Origin of the sequence: Paracoccus sp. PAR01 (genome assembly GCF_014851995.1) — a bacterium.
Classification (GTDB): Bacteria; Pseudomonadota; Alphaproteobacteria; order Rhodobacterales; family Rhodobacteraceae; genus Paracoccus; species Paracoccus litorisediminis.
The window spans coordinates 959,539-974,332 of record NZ_JACVAW010000001.1 but is presented as its reverse complement, the minus strand read 5'-3'; the positions used below and the strand labels follow the sequence as shown (position 1 = coordinate 974,332).

Genomic DNA, 14,794 nt, shown 5'->3' with positions numbered 1-14,794 from the left:
CGGCTTCTTAACCGGACGGTGCTAGCGTTACCGCGCGTCGTAGGGGGCGTTCAACCCGTTCGTATTGCTGCTGCCTGTCTGGCTGTTTCCGATCTGGGTGATGATCAGCATCACGCCGTTGCTGCTGTCGCAGCGGGGGCGCTGCAATCCTTGCTCAAGCTGTCGGATTGGAATTCGCTACCGGTCGTATCTTGTGGGCCACCGTTGGGGCCGGCGTGGCTGATACCTCACCCCGCTGATCAAGAATTTTGTGAGGTGGGCGAGGACAGGGAGTTCGGGCCTGCGGTCTTAAAGGGGGCGCAGCGCCCCCTTAAGCGACCAGACCGTCGAAGTCCCGGAACACCTGCTCATAGACCGCGCGCTTGAAGGGCACGATGCTGGCGACCAGTTCGGCGGCGGGCATCCATTGCCAGCGATCGAATTCCGGGTGCTCGGTTTCGATGCGCACATCGGCATCCGAGCCGAGGAAACGCAGGGCCAGCCATTTCTGTTGCTGGCCGCCGAAGCGACCTTTCCAGACCTTGCCCAGAAGCTCGGGCGGCAGATCGTAGGTGACCCAATCGGGAGACTCGGCCAGCACCTCGACCAGATCGGGGGTGACGCCGGTTTCCTCGACCAGTTCGCGCAAGGCGGCCTGACGCGGGGTTTCACCCGCGTCGATGCCGCCCTGAGGCATTTGCCAGGCGTGCCCCGGATTGTCGATGCGCTGACCGGCGAAGACCAGACCCTCGCCGTTGATCAGCACCACGCCCGCGCAGGGACGGTAGGGCAGGCCCGAAGGGCCGAGAAGCAATTCGGTCATTGCTTCTTGGCGCCCTCATCGGTCGGTTCCACACCCGCAATGGCGGGTTTGGCGGCGTCGGGCACGGCATCGGCATGGAAGCTGACCGCGGCAAGGCCGGTCAGGATATCGACGGCATAGGCCAGTTGGTAATCCTCATCGCGCAGCTTGGCGGTGGCTTCGACCTGCTTGGCCTCTTCCTCGATTTGCTTGCGTTCCTCGTCGCTGATCGAATCGTTGTTCAGCGCGCCGCGCAGATCGGCTTCCGAGTTCAGGAATTTCGATTCGGTCTTGGGCTTGCCTTCCTCGCCTTCCGCAACGGGCTTGGCCGGGGGCTGCTGGACGATGATGTCGGGCTGGATGCCCAGCGACTGAATCGAGCGGCCGGACGGCGTGTAGTAGCGCGCCGTGGTCAGGCGGATGGCGCTGTCCGAGGTCACCGGCATCACCGTCTGGACCGAACCCTTGCCGAAGGATTTGGTGCCGACGACGATGGCGCGACGGTGGTCCTGCAGCGCGCCGGTCACGATTTCCGAGGCCGAGGCCGAGCCGCCATTGATCAGCACGACCATCGGCTTGCCCTGTGCCAGATCGCCGGTCTCGGCGTTCCAGCGCTCCGATTCCTCGGGCTTGCGGCCGCGGGTCGAGACGATCTCGCCCTTGTCGAGGAAGGCGTCCGAAACCTCGATCGCCTGATTGAGCAGGCCGCCGGGGTTGTTGCGCAGGTCCAGCACGAAGCCGGTGATCTTGTCCATGCCGCCGGCATCCTTGACGGCCTTGGCCATCTCGGTCTTTAGCGTGTCCATGGTTTCGTCGTTGAAGGTCGAGACGCGCAGGACCACGGAATGGCCCTCGATCCGGGTCTTGACCACGGTCAGCTTGATGGTGTCGCGCACGATGGTCAGATCGAAGGGCTCGGGTTCGCCCTCGCGCAGGATGGTGATCTTGATCTCGGAGCCGACCGGCCCGCGCATCTTCTCGACCGATTCGTCCAGCGTCAGGCCCATCAGCGATTCGCCGTTCACATGGGTGATGAAGTCGCCAGCCTTGACGCCAGCTTCCGCCGCAGGCGTGTCGTCGATGGGCGAGATGACCTTCACAAGGCCGTCTTCCTGCCCGACCTCGATGCCGAGGCCGCCGAAGCTGCCGCGGGTCTGGGTCTGCATGTCCTCATAGTCCTTGGCCGACAGGAATGAGCTGTGCGGGTCAAGCGAGGTCAGCATGCCGTTGATTGCGGCCTCGATCAGGGTCTTGTCATCGACCTGCTCGACATAATCCGCGCGGACGCGCTCGAACACATTTCCGAACAGATCGAGCTGTTCGTAGATCGAGGCGTTCTTGCCGGACTCCTGCGCGACGAGGGGGCCCGCGAATTGCGTGGCGACGACTGCGCCCGCCAGAGTGCCGATCGCGCCGGCCAGAAGGTAATGTTTCATTCCGTGTTTCCGTCCTGCCCGGTTTCGTTTTGGCCCATGGTGTCGCGGCTGGCCTCGCCCATGATGGGATTCATCACGAACCACTCGGCCGGGTCCAGTGTTTCCTTGCCTTTGCGGAGTTCAACATACAGTGTTTCGCTCTGTCCAGCACCGCCGCCAAGCGCTGCATTGGCGACGAACTCGGCCCCGAATTCCTCGGCGGGCGGTTCGGCGCCGCCCATCAGCCCGAGGGGCTCACCGGCGGCAAGGACATCGCCGACCTCGCCAAAGACCTGCGACAGGCCCGCAAAGATCATCAGATAGCCGCGCGCCGGCTCGACGATCATGACATTGCCGTAATCCAGCAGCGGGCCGCGATAGCGGATGGTGGCAGCCCATGGCGTAGTCACCAGCGCGGCGGTGCCGGTGGCGATGATCAGGCCGGGGCGTTGGATGCCGGCGGCATCGGGTTCGTTGTAATGGCGCAACACCGTGCCCATGACGGGCAAAGGCAGGCTGCCCTCGGCCCCTTCGAAATCAGCCATCGGCGCGCCGACATCCTGCTCCAGTCCAACGATCCCCGAGGCAAAGGCGTCCAGCGTATCCGCCGATTGGATCAGCGCGGTCAGTTCGGCCGGATTGTCCCCGAAGCGGACCGGCATTTCCGAGCGGTCGGTGACCGCCGAGGCCAGCAGCCGCCGCGCCTCCTGCACCTGCGCCAGCCCCTGCGCCAGCGTGTTCGCGGCATTCAGCTGCAGGGTGCGGACGGTGCGGATTTCCTCAAGCTGCTTTTGCATGGTTTCGGCCTCGGCCTGCAGACCCGGCGCGACCGAGGACAGGATCATCCCCGCGCGGGCCGACGCTTCCGGCCCTGCCGGGTGCAAAAGCAGCATGGTCTCGGGCGAGCGCTGCATGGCGGTCATCACGCCCACCACCCGGCCCAGCTTGTCGCGGCGGGCTTCGAATTCGGCGCGGATCTGCTGTTCGCGGATGCCGGCGCGGCGCAACCCGTCGCGCAGCGCCGACAGGCCCTGCTCATAGGCGCGGATCATCTGAGTGAGCGAGGCGACCTGATCTTCCTTGCTCAAGGCGCTGTCCAGCTGGCCGGTGGCATTGCGCAGCATCTCGGCGGCTTCTGCCGCTTCCTGCGCCGCCTGACCCAGCGTCGCGGATTGTTGCACCGACCCGGCCTGCTGGGCAGGCGCGACCGAGGCGATGCTTGCGGCTAGAAGCGCGGGCAGGAGGAACTTCAGCTTCATGCGCGGTCGATCAGCGAGCTGCCGGTCATTTCAGGCGGCAAGTCCAGACCCATCAGATCCAGCACGGTCGGCGCGACATCGGCCAGACGGCCATTATGCAGACTGGCACCCGCAGGTCCGCCAAAGACGATCACCGGGACCGGATTGACGGTATGGGCGGTATGCGGGCCACCGCTTTCCGGGTCGATCATGGTTTCGCAATTGCCGTGATCGGCGATGACCACCGCGGCACCACCGACCTTTTCCAGCGCCTCCAGCATCATGCCAAGACCCTTGTCCACAGCCTCGCAGGCGCGGATTGCGGCGGGCAGGCTGCCGGTATGGCCGACCATGTCGGGATTGGCGAAATTGACCACGATCAGGTCGTAGCCCTGTTCAATCGCTTCAACCAGCTTGGCGCTGACCTCGGGCGCGGCCATTTCCGGGGCAAGGTCATAGGTCGCGACCTTGGGGCTGGAGGGCATGAAGCGGTCCTCGCCCGGCTCGGGGGTCTCCTTGCCGCCATTCAGGAAGAAGGTGACATGGGGGTATTTCTCGGTCTCGGCCAGACGGAACTGGCGCAGGCCCTTGGCCGCGACCCATGCGCCGATGGTGTTGGCGACCTGCCGCTTGGGATAGGCGGCCTCCATATATTCGTCATGCTTGGCCGAATAATCGACCATGCCCAGCAGCGCCGCCCATTCAGGCCGCTTGCCGGTGTCGAAGGCGTCGAAGCCGGGCTGGCCGATGGCGGCAAGGATCTCGCGTGCGCGGTCGGCACGGAAGTTCAGGCAGAAGAAGCCATCTCCGTCATTGGCACCGGTATAGCCCTCCAACACGGTCGGCTGGATGAACTCGTCGGTTTCCTCGCGCTGATAGGCGCTTTGGACGGCATGGGAGGCGTCGGTGGCAGACAGGCCCTCGGCCCGGACCATCGCGGCAAAGGCGCGGCTGACGCGTTCCCAGCGGTTGTCGCGATCCATGGCGTAATAGCGCCCGATCACCGTGCCGATGCGGACGCCTGCGGGCAGGTTGCCCATCAGCTCGGTGACAAAGCCCATGGCCGATTGCGGCGGCACGTCACGGCCATCGGTGATGGCATGCAGCACGACCGGGACACCCTTGTCGGCCACGGCGCGGGCGGCGGCGATGACATGCTGGATATGGCCATGCACGCCCCCGTCCGAAACGACGCCCATCAGATGCGCGGTGCCGCCGCTGGCCTTGAGCTTGCGGACGAACTCGCCAAGGGGCGTATTGCCGTAGAAGCTGCCATCCTCGATCGCCAGGTCGATCTGGCCCAGATCCATCGCCACAACGCGACCTGCACCGATATTGGTGTGCCCGACCTCGGAATTGCCCATCTGGCCCTTGGGCAGGCCGACATCGGGGCCAAAGGTGATCAGCCTGCCATGCGGGCATTCGCGCATCAGCCGGTCGAAATTCGGGGTCTCGGCCTGATCCGGCGCGCTCTGCTCGGGCCGCGAGGAAATGCCCCAACCATCAAGGATGCAAAGGACGACGGGTTTGCGTTCAGTCATGGGCGCCTCACTCAGGGTCGTCATGCTTCTACGACCCACGCGGGCGCAGGGCAAGTTCGCCGCCGCTTGCCCGCCCGGCCTTGCGCGAATTGCAGCGCCGCATGGGTATTTGTGAAACGGAGAAATCGCCTTGTCGCCGGAAATTGCGCGGCGCTGCGATTTCTCCGTTTCTTAAATACCCATGCAAGGCTTGTGATAGCGCGGGAAGCGCGGGCCTCAGGCGCGGGCTTCGGCGGCGATCTGGGCGGCGTTCTTGCGGCCGCGCTCGGTGGCGGATTTCAGCTGGCCACAGGCGGCCATGATGTCCTCGCCGCGCGGGGTGCGGATCGGGCTGGCATAACCGGCCTTGTGGATGATGTCGGCAAAGGCCTCGATGCGTTCCCAGCTGGAGCGCTTGTAGGCCACGCCCGGCCATTCGTTGAACGGGATCAGGTTGATCTTGGCCGGGATGCCGCGGATCAGCTTGACCAGACGGCGGGCGTCTTCGTCGCTGTCATTCACGCCGTCCAGCATCACATATTCAAAGGTGATGCGTTCCGAGTTCGACAGCCGCGGATATTCGCGCAGCGCGTTCAGCAGCGTCTCGATGTTCCATTTCTTGTTCACCGGGACCAGCATGTTGCGGGTCTCATCGGTGGTGGCATGGAAGCTGACGGCCAGAAGGCAGCCAATTTCCTCGGCCGTCTTGGCGATTTCCGGGACGATGCCACTGGTCGACAGGGTGATGCGACGGCGCGACAGGCTGATGCCCTCATTGTCCATCACCACTTTCATCGCGTCGCGGACATTGTCGAAGTTGTACAGCGGCTCGCCCATGCCCATCAGCACGACGTTCGAGACCAGTCGAGTTTCGTCCTTGGGCGCACCGGGCTGGGGCCATTCGTCCAGATCGTCGCGGGCCAGCATGACCTGGCCGACGATTTCCGCTGCGGTCAGGTTGCGCACCAGTTTCTGCGTGCCGGTGTGGCAGAACGAGCAGGTCAGCGTGCAGCCAACCTGGCTGGAAATGCACAGCGTGCCGCGGCTTTCCTCGGGGATATAAACCGTCTCGACCTCATGGCCGCCAGCGATGCGGACAAGGTATTTGCGGGTGCCATCGGCGCTGATCTGGCGGGTGACGACCTCGGGGATGGTGATCTCGAACCGCTCGGCCAGAAAGACGCGGTAATCCTTGGCCAGATTGGTCATTTGGGCAAAGTCGCGCACGCCCCAGTGATAGACCCATTGCCAGATCTGGCCCACGCGCATCTTGGCCTGCTTTTCAGGCGTTCCGGCCTCGATCAGCGCATCGCGCAACTGGTCGCGGGTCAGGCCCACGATGTTCCTGAGCGCCGTCTCGGGCAGCTTGCGCGGGATGGTCAACAGGTCCTGGGTGATCGGGGCGGTCATGGCTGGGGTGTCCGGGCGACGATGGGGGAAGGCGACTATATAGGGTAATCGGGCCAAAAAGAAAACAGGGGCCAAAGCCCCTGTCCTGCGAATCTTCGGGAAATGCGGCGTTCGGGCCTTATTGGCAGCCGGATTTGGCCTTGTTGGTCATCGCGGTGATGCCCGACAGGCTGAACGTGTCCTTGGTCACGGTGCCACGAGCCGAGCGCCCGGTGATGATGGCGCTTGAGCCGTCGCGCAGTGCCGAGATCAGCTTGCCATCCTCGGAGGCCGAGCCCGGCCATGCGCTTTCACCTTCGGTGAACAGCTTGAAGACCTGACCGCCGATATTCACCTCGACCGCCGAATCGGGGGCAAAGGGATAACCGCCCGAGAAGGACACTTCGCCCGAGGACTGGCCGGGGCGATAGGCGACGTAAAGGCGGATGTCGCCGCGGGTCACGTCCTTGGGGGCGCCGCTTGCATCGGTGTTCGTCGAGGATTTCGGCGCCGAAACCGCCCAGCATTCCTTGGGGCTGCTGGCCGAGAACGCGGTCCAGTCGCCTTCATTGGCGAGCTGCTTGGATGAATCCTGCGCGAATAGGGGGGTGGAAGTGGCGATTGCGACAATCGCGGCTGCCGCCGCCACGCGCGACGCGGAATTCAACATGCTCTGGCCTCCTGCCAAGGTCCGGTTTATCCGGACTTGTTGCCGATGAATGGGGTGGTTTCAACCATCTAGTAGCAGGATAATGCGAAAATCGCAGGTTGAAAAACCCCCGATCGGGGAAATCGCGCGAATGTCAGGGGGAGGGGACAGATGACAGAGGCCCGTTTGATCGAATTGTGGCGTGGAGGCCTGCTGGAAAGCTGCCACCGCGGGCATGTCGTGATCGCCGATGCCAACGGAATCGTCGAGGCCTGGGGCGATCCGGGCGCGGTGATCTTTCCACGCTCGTCCTGCAAGATGATTCAGGCCCTGCCACTGATCGAAAGTGGCGCAGCCGATGCCGCGGGTCTTGGCCCCGAACACCTGGCGCTGGCCTGCGCCAGCCATAACGGCGCCGAAATCCATACGCGCCGCGTCGGCGACTGGTTGGCGTCGCTGGGCCTGAGCGAAGCCGACCTGCGCTGCGGCAGCCACCTGCCCAATGACCCGGAAGCGCGCAAGGCGCTGATCTGTTCCGACAGCGCGCCTTGCCAGGTGCATAACAACTGCTCGGGCAAGCATGCCGGTTTCCTGACGCTGAACCGGCATCTGCATGGCGGCTCGGAATATGTCGAGCTGGCCCATCCCGTGCAAAAGGCGGTGCGCGCGGCATTCGAGGAAGTCACCGGCGAACGCGCGGCGGGCTGGGGGATCGACGGTTGCTCGGCGCCGAATTTCGCCTGCACCGTTGAGGGTTTGGCCCGCGCCATGGCGAGTTTCGCCGCACCGGGCCCCGATTTGCGCGGTGCCGCGCAGACGAGGCTGGTTCAGGCGATGATCGCGCATCCCGAACTGGTCGCCGGTGAAGGCCGCGCCTGCACCGAACTGATGCGCGCCCTTGGCGGTCAGGCCGCGCTGAAGACCGGGGCCGAGGCGGTCTTTGTTGGCATCCTGCCCGAGCGCGGTCTGGGGATCGCGCTGAAGATCGTCGATGGCGGCACGCGCGGGGCCGAGGCGGCGATCACCGCCCTGATGATCCATCTGGGGTTGCTGGATGCCGAGCACCCGGTCGCGCGCAAATACCTGTCCGGGCCGCAGGTGAACTGGCGGGGCAAGGTCACGGGTGAGTTGCGCCGCGCGAAAGGCTTCCCGCAATAGGCGAGGATTCGCCTTTGGGCGGTCATTGTCGACCTGCGGCCTGAGGCGGCAGGCTGCCCCGTGACGCGCAGCGCCCCCGCGGTTTTGCGTCGTTTCCAGCCAGTCGCCGGGACCGGGCCGGGGAAAATCCGCCGATCGCTGGGGGCGGTGTCGTGCTGCGTCGCAGCGACGTCATCGCCATGCCATAAGTGATGCATCACCCTTTGTCTGCATCATGAAAGGAGCCTTTGATGGCGACGCTTTCCTATCGATATTACGCGGTGACCTATGCCGACATGCTGGCCGATGTGGCCGCGACGCTGGATGCGCAGATGGCGCGGCTGGACAGTCTGAACCGGCGCGACGGCACGATGGGCAATGACAGTTTGAACGGCAGTTCCGGTGATGACGGGCTGCTGGGTCTGGCCGGGAATGACAGCATGTCGGGCGGCGCGGGCGTCGATTTCATGCTGGGTGGAACCGGGGATGACAGTTTCTGGGGCGGCGCTCAGGGCGATTTCCTGTTCGGTGATTCCGGCAATGACAGGTTCTGGGGGCAGGCCGGGAATGACTTCATCGATGGCGGTACCGGCAATGACACCGCCTATGGCGGGACCGGGAATGACAGCCTGTACGGGTTTTACGGCAATGACCGGCTGATCGGCGAGGATGGCAACGATTCGCTATATGGCGGATACGGCAATGACAGCCTGATCGGCGGGGCGGGCAAGGACACGCTTCGCGGCGATTTCGGCGATGACACGCTGAACGGCGGCGCGGGCAATGATTTTCTGTCCGGCGGCTGGGGGCATGACGCCTTTGTCTATAATGGCGGGGCCGACCGCATCATCGACTTTGAGACCGGCTTGCGGGAGGACGGCACCGAGACCGGCGCCCCTGCCGAGGACATCACCATCGACGTGGTCGGGATCGACGATTACGCCGCGCTGATGGGCGTGGCGGAAAAAGTCGGCAAGGACGTACTCTTTGATTTCGGCGGCGGCAAGACGCTGGTGCTGGAGGGCGTGCCGCTGGCGCAGCTGGAAGCCTCGATGTTCGACTTCGTCTGAGGTCAGAGCAACTGCCAGATCAACCGCAGAGCAAGGGCGCTGGAGGTGACGACCAGCAGCGGCTTGATCACCCGCGACCCGATCCTTGCCGCCAGCCGTGAGCCCAGAAGCGCCCCCGCGATCTGGGCCACGGCCATCAGCCCGCCCAGCAGCCACAGGGGCTTTGCCACCGCCGCGAATGCAACCAGTCCACCCAGATTCGAAGCGAAGTTCAACAGCTTGGTATGCGCCGTCGCCTTGAGCACGCCGTAGCCCGCCAGCATGACGAAACCCAGCATCAGGAAGGCCCCGGTCCCCGGTCCGACCAGCCCGTCATAGAAGGCGATGGCCGGGATGATGCTGAGGGTGAACATCTCGGGCGACATGCGCCGGGTGCGGTCGATGTCGTTAAGGCCCGGCTTGAAGGCAAAGAACAATGCGATCGTGATCAGCAGGACCGGCAGGAAATAGTAAAGCGCCTGTGTCGGGATCGAGGTCACGAACAGCGCCCCCGACAGGCCTGCGGCAAATGCCACCGCCGCCGCGCCCAGCTGTTGGCCGGGATCGACCAGCCCCTTGCGGGCATAGGATATCGCTGCCGTCGCCGCGCCGAACACGCCCTGCACCTTGTTCGTGGCCAGCGCCTGTGTCGGCGGAATGCCCGCCAGCATCAGCACCGGGACGGTGATCAGCCCGCCGCCCCCTGCAATCGCGTCGACAAAGCCCGCGGCAAAGGCCGCGGCCACAAGGATGAGGACGAGTTCGAGGGAAAGGTCGAGCATTCCCGCCTCTTGGGACGGCGGTCGCGAATTGTAAAGGTCGCTGGTGTCGCAGCCTTGCCGGGGTATTTAAGAAACGGAGAAGCTGCGGGAAAAGCGCAACAGGGCGACAATGGCGTCAGCCGCGCGGATGGGCGGCATGATAGATCGCGAGCAGCCTTGCATCGTCGACGCCGGTATAGACCTGCGTGGTCGACAGGCTGGCATGGCCCAGCAGTTCCTGAATCGTGCGCAGATCGCCCCCCGCTGCCAGCAGATGCGTGGCGAAGGAATGGCGCAGCGCATGGGGCGTGGCCGAGGGCGGCAGGCCCAGCGACTGGCGCATGATCCGCATGGCATGGCCCAGAACCGAAGGGTTCAGCCGCCCGCCGCGCGCGCCGCGAAAGATCGGGGATTCGGGCTCGGCGGGGTAGGGGCAAAGGCGCAGATATTCGGCCACCGCCTGACGGGCGACGGGCAGCACCGGGACCTGCCGTTCCTTCTGTCCCTTGCCGCGGATGGTCAGGGCCTCACGCAAAGGCAGGTCCGAGCCGTTGAGCTGAAGCGCTTCCGAGATACGCAGCCCGCAGCCGTAAAGCAGGGTCAGAACCGCCGTGTCGCGCGCCGCGATCCAGGGTTCGGGGTGGGATTCGGCGGCAATGTCCAGCAGGTCCTGCGCCTGGTCGGGGGCCAGCGGTCGGGGCAGCGAGCGGGTAAACTTCGGCCCACGCGAGGCCAGCGCCTTGGAGGCGTCAAAGCCATGGCGGTCCGACATCCAGCGGATGAAGCTGCGCACCGCCGACAGCCTGCGCGCCAGCGAACGTGCCCCAAGGCCGCGTCCGCGCTCCGATGCCGAAAAGGCGCGCATGTCGGATTGGGTCAGCTCTCCCAGGGTGCCGGGCACGGCGGCGCGGCCATGATAGCCGCCAAGAAAGCCCAGAAAGGCCAGCAGATCGGCCTGATAGGCGCGGATTGTGTGATCGGAACGGTCGCGGGCCGCGCGTTCGCTGTCGAGCCAGCGTTTGAGCTGTTCGGCCATCAGCGGGGCCAGCGCAAGGGGCTGCTCCCCGGTGGTCATTCCCGCAGCCACGAGATCAGGACAAGCCGGAAGGCCTGCCCGAAGAAGCGCAGCAGGTCGGTGCCATGCGCCGGGTTGAAGCGCGACAGATCGGCCGAGCCCATCAGCAGCAGTGCCGGAAAACGTCCGGGGCCAAGATCGATGGGCAGCAGCGCCTCGGACCGGATCGGGGCACGCGAGGTGCCGTGATGGGGCAGGGTCTGTTCGGCGGCACGGCGCAGGATGATGTCGTCGCCCCGCGGTGCGCGACGCCCGCCCGAGATCAGGTCGGCAACGGTTCCGGTGGGCACGATGCCTAGCGGACCCGCGACATCGCGTGGCGGTGCGGCCGTGCCCGATTCCATGATCAGGCGCAGGGTTTCCACCCGCAGGATCGGCGCGACCGAGGATTCGAGATTTTCCAGAAATGCCTCGAAATCCATCGGCTCCAGCAACGACAGAACCGCGCGATGGATGGTGTTCATCCCCGATTGGTTGTCATAGGCGGCCGAAATCACGGATTCATGGGCAGTCTCCAGACGATCGAGGCGGGTTTCCAGCGCCTCCATCGCCCGGCCGCGGATATCGACGACATTGTCGCCGAAATCCGCTTCGCGCGCGCCGATCAGCGCGCGCATCAGGTCGCGGTCGGAAAGGATCAGCTCAGGCCGGGCAAGAAGCCGGGCGCGCAGATCCTCGGGAAGATCGACGGCCTGATCCTTGCTCATCAGCCGATCTTCTGCCCGGTCTTGGCCCAGTCGGCGTCGAATTGCGCCAGACCCTTGTCGGTCAGGATGTGATTCGCCATCGACTTGATGACCGAGGGCGGCGCGGTGATCACGTCGGCACCAACGCGCGCGGCGTCGGCGATGTGGTTCACCGAACGGATCGAGGCCGCAAGGATCTCGGTCTTGAAGTCGTAATTGTCATAGATGACGCGGATGTCTTCGATCAGCTGCATGCCGTCGAGGTTGATGTCATCCAGACGACCGATGAAGGGGCTGATGAAGGTCGCGCCGGCTTTGGCGGCCAGAATCGCCTGAGCCGCGCTGAAGCACAGGGTCACGTTGACCATGTGGCCTTCCGAGGACAGGACCTTACAGGCTTTCAGCCCGTCCCAGGTCAGCGGAACCTTGACGGTGATGTTGGGCGCGATGGTGGCAAGGTGCTTGCCTTCGCGGATCATCTCGGCGGCGTCCTTGGCGACGACCTCGGCGCTGACCGGACCGGTGACGATGTCACAGATTTCCTTGGTCACTTCGATGATGTCGCGGCCCGATTTCAGGATCAGCGAGGGGTTGGTGGTGACGCCATCGACCATGCCCAGATCGTTCAGTTCACGGATGGCGGCGGTGTCGGCGGTATCGACGAAGAATTTCATGGCTCATGCCCTTGTTGCGGCTTTGCGCCGGGTTTAGCCCATAAACCGTCGCGGGTGAAGTCCGGGTGTCCGGCTTGCGACCGATGGACGCCGCGTGTCACACTCTGGCCAGCCTCGCCGGAGAATGCCGTGACTGTCCGACCCATCCAGATCCGAACCGCCTGAACGCATGGACCGGCCACTTTTCTATCCCCATGGTGCGCGCATTGCCGTGCTGACGCAGGAAGTCGTCGGCGTGCTGGATTATCTGGCCCCCGAGGGCGGCGTGCGGCTGGGGCAGCTGGTCGTCGTGCCCCTGGGGCCGCGTCGGGTGATGGGCGCGGTCTGGGGGCCGGGCATGGGCGATTTCGACATGGCCAAGCTGCGCCCCGTCGCGCGGCTGGTCGATGCGCCGCCCCTTGCCCCCGAGATGATCGAGTTCCTGACCCGGATGGGCGAATATACCCTGACGCCCTTGCCCTCGATGCTGCGGATGGCGACGCGGGCGCCGGATCTGGACCAGCCGCCCTCGGCCCGGCGGATCATCCACCGCGCCGGCCCCCCGCCCGAGCGGATGACCGATGCCCGCGCCGCGGTGCTGCGGGTGATCGAGGATCATGGCGGGGCCGGTTTCGCGCCGGGCGAGCTGGCGCAGCTGGCCGGTGTCACCGGCAGCGTGGTGCAGGGATTGGTCAAGGCGGGCACGCTGGCCGAGACGCTTGCGCCCCGCGACACCCCTTATCCGATGCTGGACCCGGACCTGCCCGGCAAGCCCTTGGCCGCCGATCAGGCCGAGGCGGCGGGGCAGTTGCGCGATGCCCTGAAGGCCCGCCGCTATGGCACCACCTTGCTGCGCGGCGTCACCGGCTCGGGCAAGACCGAGGTTTACCTTGAGGCCGTGGCGGAATGCCTGCGGCAGGGACGGCAGGCGCTGGTGCTGCTGCCGGAAATCGCGCTGTCCTCAGAGTTCCTGAACCGGGTCGAGGCGCGTTTCGGCGCGCGTCCGGGCGAATGGCATAGCGGCATCACCCGCACCGAACGCCGCAGGTTGTGGACCATGGCTGCGACCAACCATGTCGGCATGGTGGTGGGGGCGCGCTCGGCCCTGTTTCTGCCTTTTGCCGATCTGGGTCTGATCGTCGTCGATGAAGAGCATGACGGGTCCTACAAGCAAGAGGATGTGGTGTTCTACAGTGCCCGCGACATGGCGGTGCTGCGCGCCAGCATTGCCGGGGCGCAGGTGGTGCTGGCCTCGGCCACGCCCTCGCTGGAGTCTTGGGTGAATGCGGGGGCGGGGAAATATGCCCGGATCGACTTGCGTTCGCGCTATGGCACGGCGGAGCTGCCGGAAATGGGCGCAATCGACCTGCGCCAGCAGGACATGGAGAAGGGGCGCTGGATCTCGCCCCGGCTGGCCGTCGAGATCCGGGCGCGACAAGCGAGGGGCGAACAGTCGCTGCTGTTCCTGAACCGTCGCGGCTATGCGCCGATCACCGCCTGCCGGGCCTGTGGCCAGCAGGTCGGCTGCGATCAATGCGATGCCCGCATGGTCGAACATCGCTTCCAGAACCGTCTGGTCTGCCACCAATGCGGTGAAACGAAGCCGATCCCGGTCGCCTGTCCCAGTTGCGGGGTCGAGGGGCGGATGACCGCCATCGGGCCGGGCGTCGAACGTCTGGCCGAGGAAGTGGCCGAGCGCTTCCCCGATGCCCGCGCGACGGTGCTGTCCTCGGACCTGTTTCATTCCGCCCGTGCGTTGAAAGAAGCCATCGCCCAGATCAGCGAGGGGCAGACCGATATCATCATCGGCACGCAGATCGTGGCCAAGGGTCACAACTTCCCCGGCCTGACACTGGTCGGTGTGATCGACGCGGATCTGGGCCTGCAAGGCGCCGACATGCGCGCGGCTGAACGCAGCTTTCAGTTGATGCGGCAGGTGGCAGGGCGTGCGGGGCGCGAGGGGGGCGATGCGCGGGGTCTGGCCCTGTTGCAGACCCACCAGCCCGAGCATCCGGTGATCCGGGCGATCCTGTCGGGCGAGGACGAAGATTTCTGGGACGCCGAGGCCGCGCAGCGCAGGCAGGCCGGGATGCCGCCCTTTGGCCGGTTGGCGGGGGTGATCCTGTCCCATCCCGACCAGCCCGTGGTCGAGGATTACGCCCGCGAACTGGTCCGCCGCGCCGCGCCCCTGCAACGGATCGGGGCCGAGCTTTGGGGTCCGGCCCCCGCGCCCATCGCCCGCATCCGCGGCCGGTTCCGGGTGCGGATGCTGATCCGCGCGCCCCGGCAGGCGCCGGTGCAGCAGGCGATCTCGGACTGGTTGGCCATGGCCCCGAAACCACCCACCAACCTGCGGCTGTCGGTCGATATCGACCCGCAGAGCTTCTTTTGACCGCCCAATCCAAAGTTGATCCGCGCGGACATCGCAGCTAGCCTTCAGA

Annotated in this window: 13 protein-coding genes; 3 read left to right on the top strand and 10 right to left on the bottom strand. The window is 65.4% G+C overall.

The annotated features are described in order from the left end of the window. Positions 1-310: 310 nt before the first annotated feature. The 6 genes from IB235_RS04940 to IB235_RS04915 all read right to left on the bottom strand — a co-directional run bounded on the left by IB235_RS04940 (position 311) and on the right by IB235_RS04915 (position 7,013). Positions 311-802 (bottom strand): RNA pyrophosphohydrolase, encoded by a 492-nt coding sequence (locus tag IB235_RS04940; protein ID WP_155038467.1) that lies wholly within the window; start codon positions 800-802, stop codon positions 311-313. Next, positions 799-2,217 carry a S41 family peptidase gene (locus IB235_RS04935; protein WP_155038466.1) on the bottom strand — a complete coding sequence of 473 codons (1,419 nt, stop codon included), beginning with the start codon at positions 2,215-2,217 and terminating at the stop codon, positions 799-801. Before IB235_RS04935 ends, IB235_RS04940 begins: the two co-directional genes overlap by 4 nt. Continuing rightward, complete coding sequence (locus IB235_RS04930; RefSeq protein ID WP_155038465.1) at positions 2,214-3,455, bottom strand: murein hydrolase activator EnvC; 1,242 nt, start codon at positions 3,453-3,455, stop codon at positions 2,214-2,216. The genes IB235_RS04935 and IB235_RS04930 overlap by 4 nt, the downstream gene beginning before the upstream one ends. Beyond that, positions 3,452-4,975, bottom strand: a complete 1,524-nt coding sequence (gene gpmI, locus IB235_RS04925) for a 2,3-bisphosphoglycerate-independent phosphoglycerate mutase (RefSeq protein WP_192335866.1) — start codon at positions 4,973-4,975, stop codon at positions 3,452-3,454. The genes IB235_RS04930 and gpmI overlap by 4 nt, the downstream gene beginning before the upstream one ends. 216 nt (positions 4,976-5,191) lie before the next feature. After that, positions 5,192-6,364 carry a 23S rRNA (adenine(2503)-C(2))-methyltransferase RlmN gene (gene rlmN, locus IB235_RS04920; protein ID WP_192335865.1) on the bottom strand — a complete coding sequence of 391 codons (1,173 nt, stop codon included), beginning with the start codon at positions 6,362-6,364 and terminating at the stop codon, positions 5,192-5,194. Between the two features lie 118 nt (positions 6,365-6,482). Continuing rightward, positions 6,483-7,013: a hypothetical protein gene (locus IB235_RS04915; RefSeq protein WP_192335864.1), complete on the bottom strand. Its 531-nt coding sequence runs from the start codon at positions 7,011-7,013 to the stop codon at positions 6,483-6,485. A gap of 150 nt (positions 7,014-7,163) precedes the next feature. Here IB235_RS04915 and IB235_RS04910 point away from each other — a divergent pair, with 150 nt between their 5' ends. Further along, on the top strand, positions 7,164-8,150 hold the full coding sequence (locus IB235_RS04910; RefSeq protein ID WP_192335863.1) for an asparaginase: 987 nt from the start codon (positions 7,164-7,166) through the stop codon (positions 8,148-8,150). A 230-nt stretch (positions 8,151-8,380) separates the two neighbouring features. Next, complete coding sequence (locus IB235_RS04905; RefSeq protein ID WP_192335862.1) at positions 8,381-9,199, top strand: calcium-binding protein; 819 nt, start codon at positions 8,381-8,383, stop codon at positions 9,197-9,199. Between the two features lie 2 nt (positions 9,200-9,201). On the opposite strand, the gene IB235_RS04900 is transcribed toward IB235_RS04905, so the two are convergent. From IB235_RS04900 to fsa, 4 genes are all read right to left on the bottom strand, one after another. Then, positions 9,202-9,960 carry a TSUP family transporter gene (locus IB235_RS04900; RefSeq protein ID WP_192335861.1) on the bottom strand — a complete coding sequence of 253 codons (759 nt, stop codon included), beginning with the start codon at positions 9,958-9,960 and terminating at the stop codon, positions 9,202-9,204. 115 nt (positions 9,961-10,075) lie between these two features. Then, a complete protein-coding gene (locus IB235_RS04895) occupies positions 10,076-11,014 on the bottom strand; it encodes a tyrosine recombinase XerC (RefSeq protein ID WP_192335860.1) in 939 nt (312 codons plus the stop codon). Beyond that, the gene (locus IB235_RS04890; RefSeq protein WP_155038457.1) at positions 11,011-11,721 is read right to left on the bottom strand and encodes a DUF484 family protein; all 711 of its coding nucleotides are present in this window, start codon (positions 11,719-11,721) and stop codon (positions 11,011-11,013) included. Before IB235_RS04890 ends, IB235_RS04895 begins: the two co-directional genes overlap by 4 nt. Further along, on the bottom strand, positions 11,721-12,374 hold the full coding sequence (gene fsa, locus IB235_RS04885) for a fructose-6-phosphate aldolase (RefSeq protein WP_192335859.1): 654 nt from the start codon (positions 12,372-12,374) through the stop codon (positions 11,721-11,723). The genes IB235_RS04890 and fsa overlap by 1 nt, the downstream gene beginning before the upstream one ends. A gap of 169 nt (positions 12,375-12,543) precedes the next feature. On the opposite strand from fsa, the gene IB235_RS04880 reads away from it, so the two are divergent. Next, positions 12,544-14,745 carry a primosomal protein N' gene (locus tag IB235_RS04880; RefSeq protein ID WP_192335858.1) on the top strand — a complete coding sequence of 734 codons (2,202 nt, stop codon included), beginning with the start codon at positions 12,544-12,546 and terminating at the stop codon, positions 14,743-14,745. The last annotated feature ends 49 nt before the right edge of the window (positions 14,746-14,794 follow it).

What these genes read in the sequence shown, in the direction of transcription:
- IB235_RS04940 (WP_155038467.1), bottom strand. Translation starts at nt 802, where the DNA reads ATGACCGAATTGCTTCTCGGCCCTTCGGGCCTGCCCTACCGTCCCTGC.
- IB235_RS04935 (WP_155038466.1), bottom strand. Translation starts at nt 2,217, where the DNA reads ATGAAACATTACCTTCTGGCCGGCGCGATCGGCACTCTGGCGGGCGCA.
- IB235_RS04930 (WP_155038465.1), bottom strand. Translation starts at nt 3,455, where the DNA reads ATGAAGCTGAAGTTCCTCCTGCCCGCGCTTCTAGCCGCAAGCATCGCC.
- gpmI (WP_192335866.1), bottom strand. Translation starts at nt 4,975, where the DNA reads ATGACTGAACGCAAACCCGTCGTCCTTTGCATCCTTGATGGTTGGGGC.
- rlmN (WP_192335865.1), bottom strand. Translation starts at nt 6,364, where the DNA reads ATGACCGCCCCGATCACCCAGGACCTGTTGACCATCCCGCGCAAGCTG.
- IB235_RS04915 (WP_192335864.1), bottom strand. Translation starts at nt 7,013, where the DNA reads ATGTTGAATTCCGCGTCGCGCGTGGCGGCGGCAGCCGCGATTGTCGCA.
- IB235_RS04910 (WP_192335863.1), top strand. Translation starts at nt 7,164, where the DNA reads ATGACAGAGGCCCGTTTGATCGAATTGTGGCGTGGAGGCCTGCTGGAA.
- IB235_RS04905 (WP_192335862.1), top strand. Translation starts at nt 8,381, where the DNA reads ATGGCGACGCTTTCCTATCGATATTACGCGGTGACCTATGCCGACATG.
- IB235_RS04900 (WP_192335861.1), bottom strand. Translation starts at nt 9,960, where the DNA reads ATGCTCGACCTTTCCCTCGAACTCGTCCTCATCCTTGTGGCCGCGGCC.
- IB235_RS04895 (WP_192335860.1), bottom strand. Translation starts at nt 11,014, where the DNA reads ATGACCACCGGGGAGCAGCCCCTTGCGCTGGCCCCGCTGATGGCCGAA.
- IB235_RS04890 (WP_155038457.1), bottom strand. Translation starts at nt 11,721, where the DNA reads ATGAGCAAGGATCAGGCCGTCGATCTTCCCGAGGATCTGCGCGCCCGG.
- fsa (WP_192335859.1), bottom strand. Translation starts at nt 12,374, where the DNA reads ATGAAATTCTTCGTCGATACCGCCGACACCGCCGCCATCCGTGAACTG.
- IB235_RS04880 (WP_192335858.1), top strand. Translation starts at nt 12,544, where the DNA reads ATGGACCGGCCACTTTTCTATCCCCATGGTGCGCGCATTGCCGTGCTG.